The sequence below is a fragment of the Aliarcobacter lanthieri genome (assembly GCF_013201625.1).
GTDB classification, from domain to species: domain Bacteria; phylum Campylobacterota; class Campylobacteria; order Campylobacterales; family Arcobacteraceae; genus Aliarcobacter; species Aliarcobacter lanthieri.
In genome coordinates this window covers 1,883,872-1,902,980 of the sequence record NZ_CP053839.1, presented here as the reverse complement: position 1 = coordinate 1,902,980, position 19,109 = coordinate 1,883,872, and the positions used below count along the sequence as shown (strand labels likewise).

Sequence of the window (19,109 nt, the reverse complement as noted above, 5' to 3'; positions counted from 1 at the left end):
AAATGTCTTTGATAGTTTTAGAGTAGAATTTTATATAGAATTTATCTTGTATCCAATTTTTGAAAAATTTTCTAGACAATTTTCTGGAAGATGTTTTCTTAATTTTCTAACAACTGTTCTTAGTGCATCATCACTCATAAAAGAGTCATTCCATACGATAGCTTGAATAATTTCATAAGATACAAAGCTATTGATATGTTCACAAAGTAGAGTTAAGAAATCTAATTCCTTATTTGATAATTTGATAATTTCATTATCATTGTATAAAGTCTTTTTTAGAGTATCAAAATAACAATTCTTTGAAAAATATTTTATATTTATATTTTTGTTTGATATTTTTTGAACACAATTATTTAAAATTGGAAATAAAGTATCATGTCTGATAGGTTTTACTAAATATTTTTCAAGCCCTAATTCTACTGCTTCAAGAAGATACTCTGTATTTGTATATGCACTTAGTATAATTATTTTAATATTTGTATCTTTTTGTCTAATTTTTCTTATCATTTCTAAGCCATTTATTTTTGGCATATTTATATCAGTTATAATTATGTGAGGTTTTTTATTCTCTATAATTTCAAAAGCTTCAAAAACATCTTTTGCTTCATATACTTCAGTAAATAATTTTTTTAGATAAGATATAGCATTTTCTCTAATATTTTTTTCATCTTCAACAAATAAAATTTTTATATTTTTAAATTCATTTATACTCATAAAGAAATTATACATACAAAAAGATAAATTTTAAGAATTGGTATTGTTTGGATATAATTTTATAATGAAAAAAATAGCACTTTTAATTTTAATAGTTGTAAATCTTTATAGTTACAATTCGAAATGGTTTATGAATGTTTATATCTCTTTAAATAATATAGATTTTAGATATATTAAAGAGGCAGATTATAAAAATTTAGTTACAGATGAATTTACTATTAAATTTGAATTGGATTTAGATAAATTAGCAGATAGTGAATATTATTTACAAATCGTTTCAGATAGAGATAGCTTAATTTATACAAATGTTGAATATGAAATAATAAATAGTTATATATTTGTTAAATTGGATAAAAATCAAAAAAAAGAGATTTTATTTAAATATATTTATGATGAGCCAAAAATAGCAGAATTTAGAGGTAAATATATATCTAAATTTGAGTATAAGTATTTATTACCATATGAAGGTATTTTATATGGATTTGCTTATGGGATAATATTTTGTGCATTTTTATACTATTTAATTATCTATTTTTCTACAAGAGTAAATTTCTTTTTATATTATTCTTTAATGCAATTTTTTGTTTTACTTTCACTAATAATATATTTATATTTTTCTTATCAAGCATATGAAGATGAACCATATAATACTTTGAGATATATATTTTTATCATTAAGTTTTTTATTTACACTTTTATTTGCTAAAGCTATTTTAAATACTAAAGAAAAATTACCAATTGTAGATAAATTTTTAATTTTTTATATAGCTATAAATATTTTAGATTTAATAGTCATTTTGGTATATAAAAAGCCTATTTTATATATGAATTTATCTATTTACATATCATTTTTAGTTCCAACTATAGTTGGAATTATTGCTATATTAAAAGGTAATAAAGAAGCTATTATTTATACTATTGGTTGGTTCTTTGTTTGTATTTGTATATATTTTGGGAATAATACAGAAATACCTATTAGTGGAATATATGTAATACATATTGGTGCTCCTTTAGAATCATTGATTTTTAGTCTGGCATTAGGACTTATGCTAAAAAGAATAGTTAAAGAAAAAAATGAAAAAGAAAAACTTCTAATTCATCAAAGTAAACTAGCTTCTATGGGGGAGATGATAAATAATATTGCACATCAATGGAGACAACCTTTAACACATTTGGGATTTGTAAATATGAATTTACAATTAGTTTTAGAAGATAAGAATATAGATATAGAATATATTAAGAATAAATTAGAAGAATCAAATTCTCAAATAGATTTTATGTCACAAACTATTGAGAATTTTAGAGATTTTTATAAACCAAATAAACAAAAAGAGCTGTTTTACTTAAGTACTGCTATACAAAAATCTATTGATATTATGCAAGCTATTTTAGAAGAGAAAAAAATAATTTTAGATTTTGAAATAATAAATGATAAAGAGCTAAATTCTTATGAAAATGAATATTCACAAGTTATATTAAATCTTTTAACAAATGCAAAAGATGTGTTAATAGAAAAAAATATAGCAGATGCAAAAATAAAAGTAATTCTTGATGTAAAAGATGATATCTCTATTGTATCAGTTATTGATAATGGTGGAGGTATAGAAGAAGATAAAAAAGATTTGATATTTGACCCATACTTTACAACAAAACAAAAGGGTAGTGGAATAGGGCTTTATATGTCTAAGATGATTATTGAAAAACATTTTAAAGGAAAATTTACAGTTTATAATACTAAAGATGGAGCAAAATTTGAAATTGTAGTATAGAACTTGATATTGGTCAATGATAATTAATATATTTATTATACAATACAAAATATTTTAAAATGGATTTAAGATGAAACTTTTTATAAAAATTATAAAAGATTTTCCAACTTATCTTTGGAGTGGTTGGGGTTCTATTGCTTCAATATTCTTATTTTTAGCTCTTTGGGATTTTGGACATCAAATTTATGGAGATTTGATTTTACCAAGTCCAAAAGATACTTTTATAGCTTTAAATGAAATTTTACATAATCCTGAAATGGTAGAAAATATTTTTATTACAATAAAAAGAGCAATGATTGGATTTGGTTTAGCTATTTTAGTCGGTTCTATTTTAGGTTTATTTGCTGGTCTTTTTATAACAGCTTCTATTATGAGTCGTCCAATAGTAACAATTTTGTTTGGAATGCCACCTATTGCTTGGATCGTTTTAGCAATGATTTGGTTTGGTATGAGTGATATGACAGTTATTTTTACGGTATTTATAGCATCATTTCCTATTGTTTTTGTAGGAGCATTACAAGGAACAAGAACTATTGAAGGTGATTTAAAACAGATGGTTGATAGTTTTCATCTACCTTTTTCTATGAAACTTTTTGATTTATATTTACCACATATTTTTTCATATATTTTCCCTGCTTATATATCTGCACTTGGAATGTCATGGAAAATAGTTGTTATGGCTGAACTTTTATCTTCTAGTGATGGATTAGGTTCAAGTTTAGCAATAGCAAGAAGTCAGCTTGATACACCAACTGCTTTAGCACTTGTAACTATTATGATAGCAAGTTTACTTTTAATAGAGTACTTAATATTTGAACCAATAAAAAGGGAACTTGAATCATGGAGAGATTAGTTGTAAAAAATTTGTATTTCTCTTTTGGATTTAAAGAGATTTTAGAAGATATCAATTTTACTTTGGAAAAAGGTAAAGTTATATCTATTGTTGGACCAAGTGGTGGTGGTAAAACTACACTTCTACATCTTTGCTCAAAGCTTTTAAGAGTTGAGGATGGAGAGATAAAAAATAGTTTTAAAAGCTCTGCTTTTGCTTTTCAAGAACCTAGATTATTACCTTGGAAGAATGTAATAGATAATATTGCTTTGGGATTATTAGCAAAAAAAGAGAAAAAAGATATTGCTATAAAAAAAGCTCAAGATATAGCTTTAAAGTTTGGCTTAGAAATTGATGATTTTATAAAATTTCCAAAAGATTTAAGTGGAGGGATGAAACAAAGAGTCTCTTTTGCACGAGCTTTAGTTGTGAACCCTAGTTTATTATTCTTGGATGAACCATTTTCTGCACTAGATATTGGATTAAAAAAAGAGCTTCAAAATATTTTAATTGAAACTATAAATAAAGAAAACTTGAGTGTGTTATTCATAACTCATGACTTGATGGAAGCTATAAAATTAAGTGATGAGATAATAGTCTTAAAAGCAGAGCCAATTGGTCATATAGCTAAGAGTTTTAATATTGAAATGCCAAGAGAGAAAAGAGATGATGAGTTTGTTTACAATGAAACAGCAAAGTTTTTAAAAGATAAAACAATAATTGATAGTTTTGAATTGGAGTTAAGATGAATCACTATGAAATTTATCCTAAAGGCAATTTCCCAATATATTTAGCTTATGGTTTTCGTCCAATTTTTTTACTTCTTGCGCCATATATTGTACTTTCTATTATTTTATGGTCTTTTGTTTTTTCTGGATATATAAGTTTACCAATTAGTAATCCTTTAGAATGGCATATTTATGAGATGATATTTGGTGTAGGAAGTGCTATGATAGTAGCATTCTTTTTAACTGGATTACCAGAATTATTTAGTGGAGTTGTGCCAATAGTTGGAAGACAATTAGCCTATATTGTTGCATTATGGATTTTGGGACGAGTTGGATTTTGGTTTATGGATTATGTAACAGTTTATATTGTGGGATTTTTAAATATTTCATTATTAGTTTATATCTCATATCTTGCTACTATTCCAGCATTTAAAGATCCAAATAAAAAACATATATCTTTAGTCTTTTCTATGGCTTCAATAGTTATCGTTCAAATAGTTTATTTTTTAAGTGTTGCTGGAATTGTAAATATTAGTTCATATAAAATTTTACTTCTATCTTTAGGTCTTTTTTTAGTTTTGATATTGTTGGCTTTACGACGAATAAGTATGGAGTCTATAAATGAACTGTTGGAAAAACAACAAATAGATGAGATATTTTTAGCAAAATCTTTTCGATATAACTTAGCGATATTTTGTATACTTTTATATAGTTTTGTTGAGTTTTTTTATCCGAATAATTCTTCTTTAGCTTATATTTGTTTTGCTTGTTTTGCTTCTATTTTAGCTTTATTAAATGACTTTATATTAAAAGATAACAATATCTTGATTAAGCCATTTGTTTTATATTTAGTTTCAACTATTATGATGACTGCTATAGGGTTTTTATTTTTAGGCTTTAATTACTTGTTTGAACTAAATGTTTTAAATCATTTTAGACATTTTTTAACAACTGGAACTTTTGGAATGGTATTTTATGTTGTGATGATAATAGTTTCTACGATTCATACAGGTAGAACAATATTTACAAACTTGGCTTTGACTCTTGGGCTTATCTTGATAATTATTGCTACATTTATAAGAGCATTTATTCCTTATTATTATGAATATATGATATTGGCTTATATTATATCTTCTATTCTTTGGGCTATACCATTTATCATATATATGAAAATATTTTTTCCATTTTTATTAAGTGCTAGAGCAGATGGAATAAAAGGTTAAATTTAATTAAAAAAAGGAGTTTTTATGAAGTTTTTTTTATTAGTATTTGTACTTTTGTCAAATATATTATGGGCAAAAGATGAACAAAAGATTGTTGTTGCTGGACCAATAGCAAGTGTTTCTCATCCACTTTTTTATATGATAGAAAATGATGTTTTAAAAGATTTAAATACAAAAATAGAGTTTAGACTTTGGAATAATCCAGATGAATTAAGAGCATTGATTCTAAAAGGTGATGTTGATTTTATAGCACTTCCTACAAATGTTGCAGCAAACTTACACAATAAAGGAGTTGATTTAAAACTTTTAAATGTGTCTGTTTGGGGAATTTTACAGATGGTAAGTAGAGATAGTAGTCTAAAAACTATTGAAGATTTTAAAGGTAAAAAAATAGTTGTTCCTTTTAGGTCCGATATGCCAGATATTGTTTTTCAAGCTGTTATAAAAAAAGCTGGACTTGATATAAAAAAAGATTTTGATATACAATATGTAGCAACTCCAATAGATGCTATGCAAATGTTAATTTTAAGAAGAGTAGATCATGCTCTTTTAGCTGAACCAGCTGTTTCTATTGCTTTGCGAAAAACAGGTTCTTTTCCTATGAAAGTTATTGCTCCTGATTTATATAGAAGTATAAGTTTACAAGATGAATGGGGAAGGTTATTTCAAACTGAAGCAAAAATTCCACAAGCAGGAATTGCTGTTATTGGTAAAAGTGATGATAAAAAAGAGTTAATAAATAGATTTTTATTTGAATATGATAAAGCTTTAGATTGGTATAAAGCGAATAATGAAGATGCCAGTAAATTGGTAGTTAAATCTTTGCCAATGCTAGAAGAGCAAGGTTTAGCTGATTCAATAGAACATATAGTTTTTGATAATAAAATGGCAATTGATTCACAAAAAGAGTTAGAATTTTTCTTTGAAGTTTTAAAAGATAATGATCCAAAACTAATTGGTGGAGAAATTCCAAATAAAAGTTTATATTATAAATAAATCATAAGATTTATTGATTTTAGTCAATAGAAATTATTTATTTTTATATTATAATATTCATTCTTAATATATTAAAAGGAATAAGAATGAATAAGATAGTTTTATCGAGTGTTGTTGCTATGGGCTTGGTAACAAATGTTTTTGCTGAAACAAAACTAGATGAGGTTTTGGTTACAACAGCAACAAAAACACAAAAAAATATAGATGGAGTTAGTGCTTCTGTTATAGTTGTATCTCAAGAAGAAATTGAGAAAATGGGAGCAGAATCACTAAAAGACATTATAAATAAAACAGCTGGATTAAATGTCCAATATGGGACATTCCCCAGTGCTAGTTCAAAATCAAAATCATCAATCTCTATTCGTGGAATGAGTGCAAATGGGACTTTATTTTTATTAGATGGTAGAAGATTAGCAGGGGAAGTAAAAAATCCTTATGATTTAGATAGAATTCCTGCTAGTACAATTGAAAGAATAGAAATTGTAAAAGGTCCTATGTCCTCACTTTATGGTGCAGATGCAACTGGTGGAGTTATAAATATAATTACTAAAAAGCCAACAGATACTCCACAAATAGATTTAAATGTACGATATGGACAAAATAAAGATGGTGATGCTAAAAATAAAAATGCTTCATTTTCTGTTTTAGGTAAAAAAGATAAATTTGGATATTCTCTTTATGCAAATCAGACAAATACAACTCCATATACACAAAAAGAAGTTGCAAATGTAGGTGTTGGTCCAAATAAATTAAAACCTAGTGGTACAACTGGTATGCCACCAAATGGCGTTCCTCCAAGTTTAAAACAATTAAGTGATACATATGTTCAAAATGTAACATATAGAGAAGATAGTGAAATATCAACTGTTGGTGGAAGATTTGATTATGATTTTACTTCTAATACTAAAGTAGGATTTGATTTTAATTATTTTAAAGAAGATAGAGATGGTTCTTATATTGGTTTCTTTCATCCTGCAAAATTACCAAATGGAAACTCAATACCGATATTTAATATACCTGTAAACTCAAATGATAAAAATAAAAGACTTGATTTAGGATTGGATTTTGATACAGCTATAACTCAAGATTTATCTTTAAAATTAAAAGCATATAAATCAAAATATAAAAAAAGAAATATAACAACAGCTATTTACTATAAGGAGATGGGATATACATCAGAGAATGATTCGGCAAGTAATGGAATGGATGCAGACGTAGATGTGAATAGTTATGAAGCTATGCTAACTTATGCTTTAAATGAGAATCATCTCTTTGTTGCTGGAACAGAGTATAGAGAAGAAAAAAGAGAAGCTACTGTTTTTAGTGAGGGAAATGGATTTGATAAAAAAAATGTAGATAATAAGTCTGTATATTTACAAGATGAATGGCAAATAACAGATAGTTTAAGTGCAATTATTGGAGCTAGATATGATGATATTTCAAATGCTGATAGTAAAGCTACATTTAAAGTAGGTTTTACTAATAAATTTTCAAATTTACTAAATACAAGAATCTTATTTGCACAAGGATATAGAGCACCTGATTTAAGGGAATTATATATCAATAAGAATACTCCAAATGGTCCAAATAGAGGAGCTTTGGTTATGGGATATGATTTAAAACCAGAGTTTACAAATACTTATGAAATAGGATTGGGTGGAAGAAATGCTGATTTTTCTTATGATGTTGCATTATTTTTAAATAAAATCAATGATAGAATTTCAGAAAAGAAAACAAATGGAGTAAATACTTTTGTAAATATTGATAAAGCTGAAACAAAAGGCTTAGAGTTAAATTTATCTTATGATATTTTGAGTAATTTATCAACAACTTTTAATTATACATTTTTAGATACAGAAGATAAAACTACTAAAAAAGATTTAGATTTTAATCCTAATAGTGTAGTAATGCTTAGTTTATCTTATCAACCAATTAAAGATATGAATATTACACCATCTTTAAGATATATTGGAAAACAGGACTATACAGAAACTATTGGTACAAGTACAACTTATAAAAAAACTAATGACCAAACTTTAGTTGATTTAAGTATGGATTATAATATTAATAAAAATTTTAATATTTATGGTGGAGTTAATAATATTTTTAATGAAAAAGTTGATGATATTTTAGGTGCAAATGAAGGAACATATTATTTTGCTGGAGTTAGAGTTAAGTTTTAATAAAAAGGAGGTTTAAAATACCTCTTTTTTATATTTTTTATAAAAAGTAAAAGTTAAAATGACTCCAATAGTAGCCATACACGCTCCCACCAAAGCTGGATAGTTATAATCTAGTCCAAATAATAGTGGAAAACCTCCAAATAAAGCACCCAATGAATTTGCAACATTAAAAGCAGCTTGCATAAAAGCAGCTCCTAACATTTCAGAATTTTTTGCACTTTTAACCATAACCATATTTATTGGAGTTCCAACACTCATTGCAAAAACACCACAAATAAATGTTAAGGCTACTGATAAAATTTTATTTTCAGATAAAAAGAATACTAAAATTAGAAAAAATACCATTGAACTTAAAAGATAAATAGCAACTTTTATAGGATTTTTTTTATCTGCTAAATATCCACCTAAAATATTACCTAAAACCATTCCTGCCCCTGCAACGATCATTAAATAAGAAATATTACTAGGATCAAAATTTGATATATTAATTAAAAGTGGTGCGATATAACTAAACCAAGCAAATAATCCACCAAATCCAATAGCAACTATTAAAATAATATGCCAAGCTTTAATTGTTAGAAAAAATTCTATTTCTTCTTTAAATGTTACAGTCTTTAAAGATTTTAGTTTTGGCATATAAATGTATAAAAATAAGATTGTTAAAGCACCTAATAAAGAAACTATCCCAAAAGCATATCTCCAATGAAAATGATGTCCTATATAAGTTACAAAAGGAACCATAAGTAAAATAGCTACTGTTAATCCTGTAAACATGGATGAGACAGCTTGTGCTTCTTTACCTTTCTTTGCTAATTTTATTGCAACTATTGTTCCTACACCAAAAAATGCTCCATGAGGAAGTCCAGCAAAAAATCTTGACATAAGTAAAGTATTATAATCTGGTGTAATTATTGCTAAAGCATTAAACAGTGTAAATAAGATCATATATACTATTAAAATATTTTTTGGTGGGAATTTAGAACTAAGTGCTACAAGTATGGGTGCTCCTACAACAACTCCAAAAGCATAAGCAGAAATTAAATGCCCAGCCACTGGAATAGACACTCCTAAATCTTTTGCAACATCTGGTAAAAGTCCCATGATAATAAATTCTGTTGTTCCAATAGCAAGTCCACCTAATGCTAAAGGAAATGTTTGTTTGGTCATAAATTATTTACCTTTTTTAAGTTTTGTTTGGAATTCTATACAAAAAAGATTTAAAAATTAGACCAAGATTCTATTTTTGAAGCAAAAAATATAGGGCATTCAATCATTGGATAGTGTCCAGCCTCTTCACATTCTACTATTTCAATATTACTAAATTCTTGAAAATATTTACTTACTTCATTTTTAGAAAAAACAGGGAAATCATATTTCCCTGTTATTATTTTTATAGGAATATTAATATTTAATTCTTGACTTTTTTCAAAATTTATATTTAGATACATACTCATATATCCTAATTTTGCTTTTAATCTTGAGCAGTTTAAAGCTAAGTTTATACGATAGTTTTTCCAAGTTGAATTATATCTTTTACTTGATTGTTCTACAATTTCTTTTAATTTCTGATCGTCCTTTTCCATTTGGAAAAGTAAATTTTCTTTAGCCTTTGGTGTACTCTTTACTCCTTTATAACTAATTGGAGTTATTAAAATAAGTTGTTTTAATTTATTATCTTTTGAAGCTAGATGTTGAGCAATCATAGTCGACATTGAATGAGCTATTAAAATATATTTTTCTATTTTTAAATATGATATTAAATTTGAAATATCATTTATAGCTTCTTCTAAATTGTATTTTCCTAAAATATCTTTAGATAAACCATAACCTCTTAAATCTACAAAAAAATAGCTAAATTTTTCTTTGTCTAAAAAAGGAAAAATAGCTTCATAGTTTGTACAATCTCCAAATAATTCATGTAAAAATATTATATTGTTTTTACCATTTCCAATTTGTTTATAGCCTAAAATTTCCATATAAATCCTTTTACTTGTGAGATTTTATTAAAAAAGAGTTAAAAGTATATTAATAAGCTTTATTTAAATATTTTTAGGTATAATCCAAAACTTTTTTAGAAAACATTAAATCGTTTCCTAGAATGGTAGTATCGCTTCAAAATATTTTGAAGATTACGAGAAGCATGAGTGGGGCTATAACTACTCAAACCAAATTTTATAAAGGAAAGAAATGCCTACAATTAATCAGCTTGTAAGAAATGAGCGAAAAAAAGTGATTAAAAAATCAAAATCACCAGCTTTAAAAAATTGTCCTCAAAGAAGAGGTGTGTGTACAAGAGTATATACAACAACTCCTAAAAAACCTAACTCAGCTTTAAGAAAAGTTGCAAAAGTTAGATTAACTACAGGATTTGAAGTTATTTCATATATCGGTGGAGAAGGGCACAATCTTCAAGAACACTCAATTGTTCTAGTAAGAGGGGGAAGAGTTAAGGATTTACCTGGGGTTAAATACCACATTGTAAGAGGTGCGTTAGATTCGGCTGGAGTAAATAACAGAACTGTATCTAGATCTAAATATGGTACAAAAAGACCAAAAGATAAAAAATAAGTAGAAGGATAGAAAATGAGAAGAAGAAAAGCTCCAGTTAGAGAAGTAATGGCTGATCCTATCTACAATAGTAAAGTTATTACTAAATTTGTAAACGCAATTATGTTAGATGGTAAAAAATCTGTTGCAGAAAAAATACTTTATGGTGCAATTGCAAACTTAGATGCAAGAGGTGAAGAAAAAGGGTTTGATCTATTTGAAAAAGCAATAGAAAATGTTAAACCTTTATTAGAAGTTAGAAGTAGAAGAGTGGGTGGGGCAACTTACCAAGTTCCAGTTGAAGTAAGAGCTGTTAGAAGACAAACTCTAGCTTTAAGATGGTTAATTGATGCTTCAAGAAAAAGAAATGAAAGAACAATGGTAGAAAGATTAGCAAATGAGCTATTCGAAGCTGCAAACGAAAGAGGAGCATCTTTTAAGAAAAAAGAAGATGTACATAGAATGGCAGAAGCTAATAAAGCATTTGCTCACTACAGATGGTAGGATAAAATTATGGCAAGAAAAGTACCGTTAAATAGAGTTAGAAATATTGGTATTGCTGCACATATTGATGCAGGAAAAACTACAAGTACTGAAAGAATTCTTTTTTATACAGGAATTTCTCATAAAATTGGTGAGACTCATGAAGGTACAGCAACAATGGACTGGATGGAGCAAGAGCAAGAAAGAGGTATTACAATTACTTCTGCTGCAACTACTTGTTTCTGGAATCACCCAAAAACAAATGAACAATTACAAATAAATATTATTGACACTCCGGGTCACGTTGACTTTACTATTGAAGTTGAAAGATCAATGAGAGTTCTTGATGGTGCTGTTGCTGTATTTTGTTCAGTTGGTGGAGTTCAACCACAATCAGAAACTGTTTGGAGACAAGCAAATAAATATGGAGTTCCAAGAATTATTTATGTAAATAAAATGGATAGAACTGGAGCTAACTTCCTTAATGTTATGAACCAAGTAAGAGATAGATTAAAAGCTAATCCAGTTCCTCTTCAAATTCCAATTGGTGCAGAAGACCAATTTAGAGGAATGGTTGATTTAGTAAAAATGAAATCATACACTTATACACTTGATGCACAAGCTGGAGAGATGTATAAAATTGAAGATATTCCAGCTGATTTAGTTGATGTTGCAAATGAATATAGAGAAAAACTTGTTGAAGCTGCTGCTGAATCAAGTGATGAGCTAATGGATAAATATCTTGGTGGTGAAGAATTAACAGAAGAAGAGATAGTTGAAGGAATTAAAAAAAGATGTTTAGCTATGGAAATTACTCCAATGGTTTGTGGAACATCATTTAAAAATAAAGGTATTCAACCACTTCTTGATGCAGTTGCTATGTATTTACCATCTCCAACAGAAGTTGCTGATATTAAAGGTGAAACTCAAGATGGTGAGCCTGTTGTAGTTCCTTCAACTGATAAAGGTGAAGTAGCTGCTTTAGCATTTAAAATTATGACTGATCCATTTGTTGGACAATTAACATTTACAAGAGTTTATAGAGGAGTTTTAGAATCTGGAACTTATGTATTAAATTCAACTAAAATGAAAAAAGAGAGAATCGGAAGATTACTTAAAATGCACTCAAACTCAAGAGAAGAGATTAAAGAGCTTTATGCTGGAGAAATTGGTGCAGTTGTTGGTCTTAAAGATACAATTACAGGTGATACACTAGCAAGTGAAAAAGATCCAGTTATCTTAGAAAGAATGGATTTCCCGGATCCAGTTATATCTGTTGCTGTTGAACCAAAAACAAAAGCAGATCAAGAAAAAATGGGTATTGCTTTAGGAAAATTAGCTGAAGAAGATCCTTCATTTAGAGTAAATACAGATGAAGAATCTGGACAAACTATTATTTCAGGAATGGGTGAATTACACCTTGAAATTCTTGTAGATAGAATGAAAAGAGAATTTAAAGTAGAAGCAGAAGTTGGTGCTCCTCAAGTTGCATATAGAGAAACTATTAGAAATGCTGTTAAACAAGAGTATAAATATGCAAAACAATCAGGTGGTAAAGGTCAATATGGACATGTATATTTAGAAATTAAACCATTACCTGCTGGAAGTGAACCAACATTTAAATTTAACAATGAAATCAAAGGTGGAGTTGTACCAAAAGAGTATGTTCCTGCAGTTGAAAAAGGTTGTGCGGAAGCAATGCTAGGAGGAATCTTAGCTGGTTATCCAATGGTTGATATTGAAGTTACATTATATGATGGAAGCTACCACGAAGTGGATTCTTCTGAAATGGCATTTAAACTTGCTGCTTCAATGGGATTTAAACAAGGTTGTAGAAGTGCAGCTGCTGGTGCAGTATTATTAGAGCCAATGATGAAAGTTGAAATTGAGACTCCAGAAGAGTACATGGGAGACGTTATTGGAGATTGTAATAAAAGAAGAGGACAAGTTAACTCTATGGATGACAGAGCAGGTATTAAACTTGTTACTGCAATGATTCCACTTTCTGAACTTTTTGGATATTCAACAGATTTAAGATCTATGTCTCAAGGTAGAGCAACATATTCTATGTTATTTGATTCTTACCAAGAAGTACCTAGAAATGTTTCTGAAGAAATTATGAAAAAAAGAAACGGATAATATGTAATTCTTTTTATAAAAAAGGGATATGCTTTTGCATATCCCTTTTTTTATTAGTTTTATATGAGTAATTGACTAAAATTAGATATTATTTATATAAAATTAATTTAGGTTATAAAATTGAGATTAGAAAAAAGTTGTAAAAGATTAGATAAAATTGAAAAAATTGGCGTTGTTCTAAGACCAGAAAGCCCTGAATTAAAAGAGGTTTATGAAAAGATAGAAGAACTATTTTTAAAAAAAGAGATATCTTTAATTTTAGAAGACAACTCTGCTGTTATGATAGGAAGAAATGGAATAAACTTTGAAGATTTATGTAAAAATGTAGATTTTCTAATAAGTGTTGGTGGAGATGGAACACTTTTAGGAGTTGTAAGAAAAGCTTTTAAATATGATCTTCCTGTTCTAGGTATAAATTTAGGAACTTTGGGTTTTCTAACAGATTTAAGTATGGAACAACTTCCAAAATTTATAGATGACTTGATGATTAATAAATACAAAATTAATTCAAGAATGATAATAGAAGGTTCTATTAAAGATAAAAAATTTGTGGCCTTTAATGATATTGTAATATCACGAAAAAATTTATCTTCAATGCTTAAGGTTAAAGCAAAAATTGATAAAAAAGCTTTTAATACATATTTTGGAGATGGATTAATAGTATCAACTCCAAGTGGTTCAACTGCATATAATTTATCTGTTGGTGGACCAATAGTATATCCTCTAACAGAAGCTTTTATAATTACGCCAATAGCACCACACTCTTTAACTCAAAGACCAATTGTTGTTCCTGCTGACTTTGAAATAGAATTCAAAGTTCCAAATAGTAGTGAAGCTGTTGTTATCGTAGATGGACAAGAAATGTATGAATTAAAAAAAGATGAGATACTAAATATAAAAATTGCAACAAAAAAAGCAAAAATGCTTCATCGAAGTAGTAGAGATTTTTTTAAAGTTTTAAGTGAAAAATTAAGATGGGGAAATTAAGTTGATAACTAGAGTATATTTTAAAAATTGTTTATCTTTTAAAGAAGTTGATTTAGAGTTTAATACTGGATTAAATATTTTTACAGGGCCAAGTGGAGCTGGAAAATCTATTTTAATGCAAGAGTTATTGTCATTATTTGCTCTAAATGATGTTAAAAGCGATATTGGTGAAGTAAACTTAAATAATTCAAGAATAAAAAATGATGAATACGATATATCTTTTGAAGAAGATATTGTAATAAAAAGTATTAAAAAAGATAAAACAAGATATTTTTTAAATAATCAATCAATATCAAAAAAATCACTTCAAGAATTATCAAATTCTTTAATAAAATATTTAAGTCTAAGAGATACTAGTGATTTTAAAAGTGAAACTTTAATAGAATTTTTAGATAGATTGTCTTCACAAAATAGCAATGAATTTAAAAAAACAAAAGAGAATTTTGATAGTAACTATAAAGAACTTATAGATATAAAAAAGAGATTAAATAAAATAAAAGAAGATGAAAAAAATCTTGAAGATTTAAAAGAATTTGCAAAATTTGAAATTCAAAAAATTGAAGAGATAAATCCTAAAATTGATGAATATGAAGAGTTAAATAAATTAAAAAAATCTTTAGCAAAAAAAGAGAAAATAGAACAAGTAGTTAAAAAAGCTAGTAATATTTTCGAATTTACAAATAGCGTAAATGAATTTCTTGAATTAATTGAAATTGATTCAGCCTTTTTTGATGAAACTATGAATGAGTTAAATAATATTATTGAAAAGTCAAAAGATAATTTAAATGAATTAGAAGATATTAATATTGAAGAAACTTTAACAAGAATTGAAAAAATATCATCATTAATAAAAAGATTTGGTTCTATAGAAGAGTGTTTAGATTACAAAGAACAAAAGAAAAAAGAGCTTGAAGAGTATAATAATATCAGTTTTGAAAAAGAAGATTTAGAAAAAAAATATATAAAACTAGAAGAATATGTATTGACTTTAGCAAAAGAGATATCAAAAAGTAGAAAAAATAGTGTATTAATTCTTGAAGATAAGATAAATGAATATTTAAAATTTCTATATTTAAATAGTGCTAAAGTAATATTTAATAATAAAGATTTAGATCATTATGGAATTGATGAAGTACTTTTTGAACTAAATGGTGTTTCTTTACAAACTATTAGTTCAGGAGAATATAATAGACTAAGATTAGCACTTTTAAGTGCAATAGTAGAGTTTGATATAGGTGAGAATGGTATTTTATTTTTAGATGAAATAGATGCCAATTTAAGTGGAAAAGAGAGTGATGCAATATCAAAAGTTCTAATAAAACTTAGTTCAAGTTATCAAATTTTTGCAATTTCACATCAAATTCAACTAACAGCTAGTGCAAATCAACATTTTTTAGTAGATAAAAAAGATGGTATTTCAAAAGTAAAACTACTTAAAGATAATGAAAAAATAGAAGAAATTGCTAGAATGATAAGTGGAGAAAAAGTTACTAATGAGGCTATAGAATTTGCAAAAAACTTGTTAAAATAGTCAATAGATACAATATTTAATTATTAAATGTTATAATTGAAGAATTCTGTTTTGGAGAGAAACAATTATGACTAAAAACCTATCTATAAAGATCAAAATATTAATCTTATCTGTAATAACAATTATGTTTATATCAATTGCTGTTGCGATAGATTCTATTTATTCAATTAAAGCTTTTTCAACTGAAGGAATAAATAGATATAAAGAAGAAGCTTATTTAAGAAAAGAGCATGAACTTAGAAACTATGTCTCTTTAGCAATGAAAACTGTCGAGGCATATTATGAAAGAACATCTGTTGATAAAGTTAAACTAGAATTAGAAGGTGAACTTCAAAAACAAACAGAGTTCTTATTTTCTATTTTAGAAGCAGAGTATGAAAAATATAAAAATACTTTATCAAATGATGCTTTACAAGAGAGACTAAAAAGTATTGTAAACTCTACAAGATATGGTCCTACTGGATATTTTTGGATAAATGATTTAGATGCTGTTGTATTAGTTCATCCAATAAGTCCATCACTTAATAATAAAAATATGTATGACTACAAAGATCCCAAAGGAAAACAGATTTTTAAAGAGTTTGTTGATATTACAAAGAAAGATAAAGAAGGGTTTATAGATTATGTATGGCCAAAACCTGGTTTTACTGAACCTCAATTAAAAGTATCTTTTGTAAAACTTTTTTCTCCTTATAATTGGGTAATTGGTACAGGTGAGTATGTAGAAAATGCTACAGCAAGAATTCAAAAAGAGGCTTTAAAAACTATTTCTGATATGAGATATGCAAATAATGACTATTTTTGGATAAATGATTCTCATCCAAAAATGATTCATCATCCTACAAATCCAAAATTAGATGGAACAGATTTAAGTACTTATGCAGATCCTTATGGGACAAAACTATTTGTTGAAATGGCAAAAATAACAAATGAGAAAAAAGAGGGTGGTTTAGTAAAATATTATTGGGATAAACCAGATAAAAAAAATGATCCAAAATCAAAATTCTCTTATGTCCAAAAATTTGAGCCATGGGATTGGATTATTGGAACGGGTGCTTATGTTGATGATATCGAAGCTGAAGTTGCTTTGATGGAGCAAAATACTAATGATAAAATAAATAGTATAATTTTTAGTATTTTAGGATTTGCAATTATTATAATGATAATAGCAGTATTGATTTATAATTATTTTGTAAATCAAGCAATTATTAAACCTTTAGATGAACTTGATATTGCTATTAATGACATAAATAGTGGAAATGGTGAAACAGATAGAATTAATAAAAAATCAAATGATGAAATAGGAAAAGTTGTTGATAGTTTTAACTCTTATATTTCAAAATTAAAAGATGGCTATGTTGAAGATGGAAAAGTTATTGAAAATGTTGATGAAGTTATAGATAAAATTTCTCAAGGTTTTTATGTATATAAGATTGATAAAACATCTTCAAATCCACAGATTCAAAGATTAAGAGATTCTATCAATCATATGATTGAAAAGACAAATGAGAATTTAATAAGTTTAAATAATGTTCTTATTGAATATGGGAGTTCTAATTTTGCAGCAATTGATTCTAAAATGGATATAACAAAAGTTAATGGGGTAATGTCATCATTAGTTGCAAGTACGCAACTAATTGGTTCAACTGTTTCAGAATTTTTATCAATGATTGTAGCAACTGGGAAAAAATTAAATAGTGATACTGCTGTATTATCTGATAGTGCAAAAAAATTATCAACTTCTGCAAATGAGCAGGCGGCTTCTTTGGAACAAACAGCTGCAGCTATTGAAGAGATAACAGCTATTATTAAACAAAGTGTACAAAAAACTTCTCAAATGTCAATTTTAGCACAAGAACTTCAACAATCTTCAAAAGACGGAGAGACATTAGCTTCTCAAACAAATGAAGCTATGGATCAAATTAATAATGAGGTAAGTTCTATAAACGAAGCTATAGAGGTAATTGACCAAATAGCATTCCAAACAAATATCTTAAGTTTAAATGCAGCAGTAGAAGCAGCAACAGCGGGAGAAGCAGGAAAAGGGTTTGCAGTTGTAGCACAAGAAGTAAGAAATCTTGCAAATAGAAGTGCACAAGCAGCACGTGAAATAAAAGATATTGTAGAAAAAGCAACTTCAAAAGCAAATGAAGGAAAATCTATTGCTAATCAAATGAAGCAAGGATATACTGTTTTAAATAAAAATATAAATGATACTATTGAATTGATTGAAGATGTATCAAGAGGTAGTAAAGAAGAAGAAATTGGAATTTTACAAATTAATGATACAGTTAATACTTTAGATAGAGTAACTCAAGTAAATGCAAACTCTGCAAATATTATTAGTTCCTTGGCTTTAGAAGTATCTAATTTATCAACAAATCTTTTAAAAATAGCAGATCGTGCTAAGTTTAAACAAAGTGATCCAAAAGAGATAGAAGATATTGATTTAGTATTTAATGTGTCAAAATTAAAAAATGATCATATAAGATTCAAACTTGTAAATTTTAATAAAATTGGACAAACGAAAACAGTTTGGAGTATAACAAAACCAACTGATTGTGATTTAGGAAAATGGTTAATTGAACAAGAAAACCAAGCCATATCATTTACTCAAACACAAAATTGGAAAAATTTAAAACAGTTCCATGAAATAGTACATAGTAGTGTACAAGAATATATAAATGAAGATTGTAAAGCAAATCCTAATAGAGATACTTTACAAAAAACATCTCAACAAGTTGATAGTTCAATGTTTGAAGTATTTAAGTGTTTAGATCAATTAAAAAAAGATAATATTAAAAAAGTTTCTAAAGAAGATAAAATTGAGCAAACTCTTAAAATAGAAAAGAAAATAACAAATAAAGAGCCACAACAAAAACAATTTTCTTCAAAAAATACAGATGATGAGTGGGAGAGCTTTTAAAAGCTCTCTTTCTAAATTATAGTTAAAATCTTAAATACAAATTTTTATTAAA

Annotated in this window: 15 protein-coding genes; 12 read left to right on the top strand and 3 right to left on the bottom strand. The window is 27.0% G+C overall.

Annotated features, from left to right (window positions below; translation table 11 throughout):
- Nucleotides 1-30: 30 nt before the first annotated feature.
- Nucleotides 31-714: a response regulator transcription factor gene (locus tag ALANTH_RS09625; protein ID WP_026808246.1), complete on the bottom strand. Its 684-nt coding sequence runs from the start codon at nucleotides 712-714 to the stop codon at nucleotides 31-33.
- Between the two features lie 64 nt (nucleotides 715-778).
- On the opposite strand from ALANTH_RS09625, the gene ALANTH_RS09620 reads away from it, so the two are divergent.
- The 6 genes from ALANTH_RS09620 to ALANTH_RS09595 all read left to right on the top strand — a co-directional run bounded on the left by ALANTH_RS09620 (nucleotide 779) and on the right by ALANTH_RS09595 (nucleotide 8,444).
- On the top strand, nucleotides 779-2,482 hold the full coding sequence (locus ALANTH_RS09620; protein ID WP_026808245.1) for a sensor histidine kinase: 1,704 nt from the start codon (nucleotides 779-781) through the stop codon (nucleotides 2,480-2,482).
- 70 nt (nucleotides 2,483-2,552) lie between these two features.
- Complete coding sequence (locus ALANTH_RS09615) at nucleotides 2,553-3,335, top strand: ABC transporter permease (protein ID WP_026808244.1); 783 nt, start codon at nucleotides 2,553-2,555, stop codon at nucleotides 3,333-3,335.
- Nucleotides 3,323-4,063, top strand: a complete 741-nt coding sequence (locus ALANTH_RS09610) for an ABC transporter ATP-binding protein (protein WP_026808243.1) — start codon at nucleotides 3,323-3,325, stop codon at nucleotides 4,061-4,063. The genes ALANTH_RS09615 and ALANTH_RS09610 overlap by 13 nt, the downstream gene beginning before the upstream one ends.
- Complete coding sequence (locus ALANTH_RS09605; protein WP_029888403.1) at nucleotides 4,060-5,265, top strand: NnrS family protein; 1,206 nt, start codon at nucleotides 4,060-4,062, stop codon at nucleotides 5,263-5,265. Before ALANTH_RS09610 ends, ALANTH_RS09605 begins: the two co-directional genes overlap by 4 nt.
- Nucleotides 5,266-5,289: 24 nt before the next feature.
- Complete coding sequence (locus ALANTH_RS09600; RefSeq protein ID WP_026808241.1) at nucleotides 5,290-6,261, top strand: ABC transporter substrate-binding protein; 972 nt, start codon at nucleotides 5,290-5,292, stop codon at nucleotides 6,259-6,261.
- Nucleotides 6,262-6,347: 86 nt separating this feature from the next.
- Complete coding sequence (locus ALANTH_RS09595) at nucleotides 6,348-8,444, top strand: TonB-dependent receptor plug domain-containing protein (RefSeq protein WP_026808240.1); 2,097 nt, start codon at nucleotides 6,348-6,350, stop codon at nucleotides 8,442-8,444.
- A 12-nt stretch (nucleotides 8,445-8,456) separates the two neighbouring features.
- Here ALANTH_RS09595 and ALANTH_RS09590 read toward each other — a convergent pair whose 3' ends face one another.
- Both ALANTH_RS09590 and ALANTH_RS09585 read right to left on the bottom strand, forming a co-directional pair.
- Entirely contained in the window at nucleotides 8,457-9,611 is a 1,155-nt protein-coding gene (locus tag ALANTH_RS09590; RefSeq protein WP_026803980.1) for an MFS transporter, read from the bottom strand.
- 50 nt (nucleotides 9,612-9,661) lie between these two features.
- Nucleotides 9,662-10,420, bottom strand: coding sequence for an alpha/beta fold hydrolase (locus ALANTH_RS09585; protein ID WP_026808239.1), 759 nt, complete (start codon nucleotides 10,418-10,420; stop codon nucleotides 9,662-9,664).
- A gap of 211 nt (nucleotides 10,421-10,631) precedes the next feature.
- Between ALANTH_RS09585 and rpsL the strand changes: the two genes are divergently transcribed.
- From rpsL to ALANTH_RS09555, 6 genes are all read left to right on the top strand, one after another.
- Complete coding sequence (gene rpsL / locus ALANTH_RS09580) at nucleotides 10,632-11,012, top strand: 30S ribosomal protein S12 (RefSeq protein ID WP_026803978.1); 381 nt, start codon at nucleotides 10,632-10,634, stop codon at nucleotides 11,010-11,012.
- Between the two features lie 15 nt (nucleotides 11,013-11,027).
- The gene (gene rpsG, locus ALANTH_RS09575) at nucleotides 11,028-11,495 is read left to right on the top strand and encodes a 30S ribosomal protein S7 (protein ID WP_026803977.1); all 468 of its coding nucleotides are present in this window, start codon (nucleotides 11,028-11,030) and stop codon (nucleotides 11,493-11,495) included.
- Between the two features lie 9 nt (nucleotides 11,496-11,504).
- Nucleotides 11,505-13,613 (top strand): elongation factor G, encoded by a 2,109-nt coding sequence (gene fusA, locus ALANTH_RS09570; RefSeq protein WP_026803976.1) that lies wholly within the window; start codon nucleotides 11,505-11,507, stop codon nucleotides 13,611-13,613.
- 120 nt (nucleotides 13,614-13,733) lie between these two features.
- Nucleotides 13,734-14,600 (top strand): NAD(+)/NADH kinase, encoded by an 867-nt coding sequence (locus ALANTH_RS09565; protein ID WP_026808238.1) that lies wholly within the window; start codon nucleotides 13,734-13,736, stop codon nucleotides 14,598-14,600.
- 1 nt (nucleotide 14,601) lies between these two features.
- Nucleotides 14,602-16,131: a DNA repair protein RecN gene (locus ALANTH_RS09560; protein WP_026808237.1), complete on the top strand. Its 1,530-nt coding sequence runs from the start codon at nucleotides 14,602-14,604 to the stop codon at nucleotides 16,129-16,131.
- 124 nt (nucleotides 16,132-16,255) lie between these two features.
- The gene (locus tag ALANTH_RS09555; protein ID WP_172658514.1) at nucleotides 16,256-19,057 is read left to right on the top strand and encodes a cache domain-containing protein; all 2,802 of its coding nucleotides are present in this window, start codon (nucleotides 16,256-16,258) and stop codon (nucleotides 19,055-19,057) included.
- The last annotated feature ends 52 nt before the right edge of the window (nucleotides 19,058-19,109 follow it).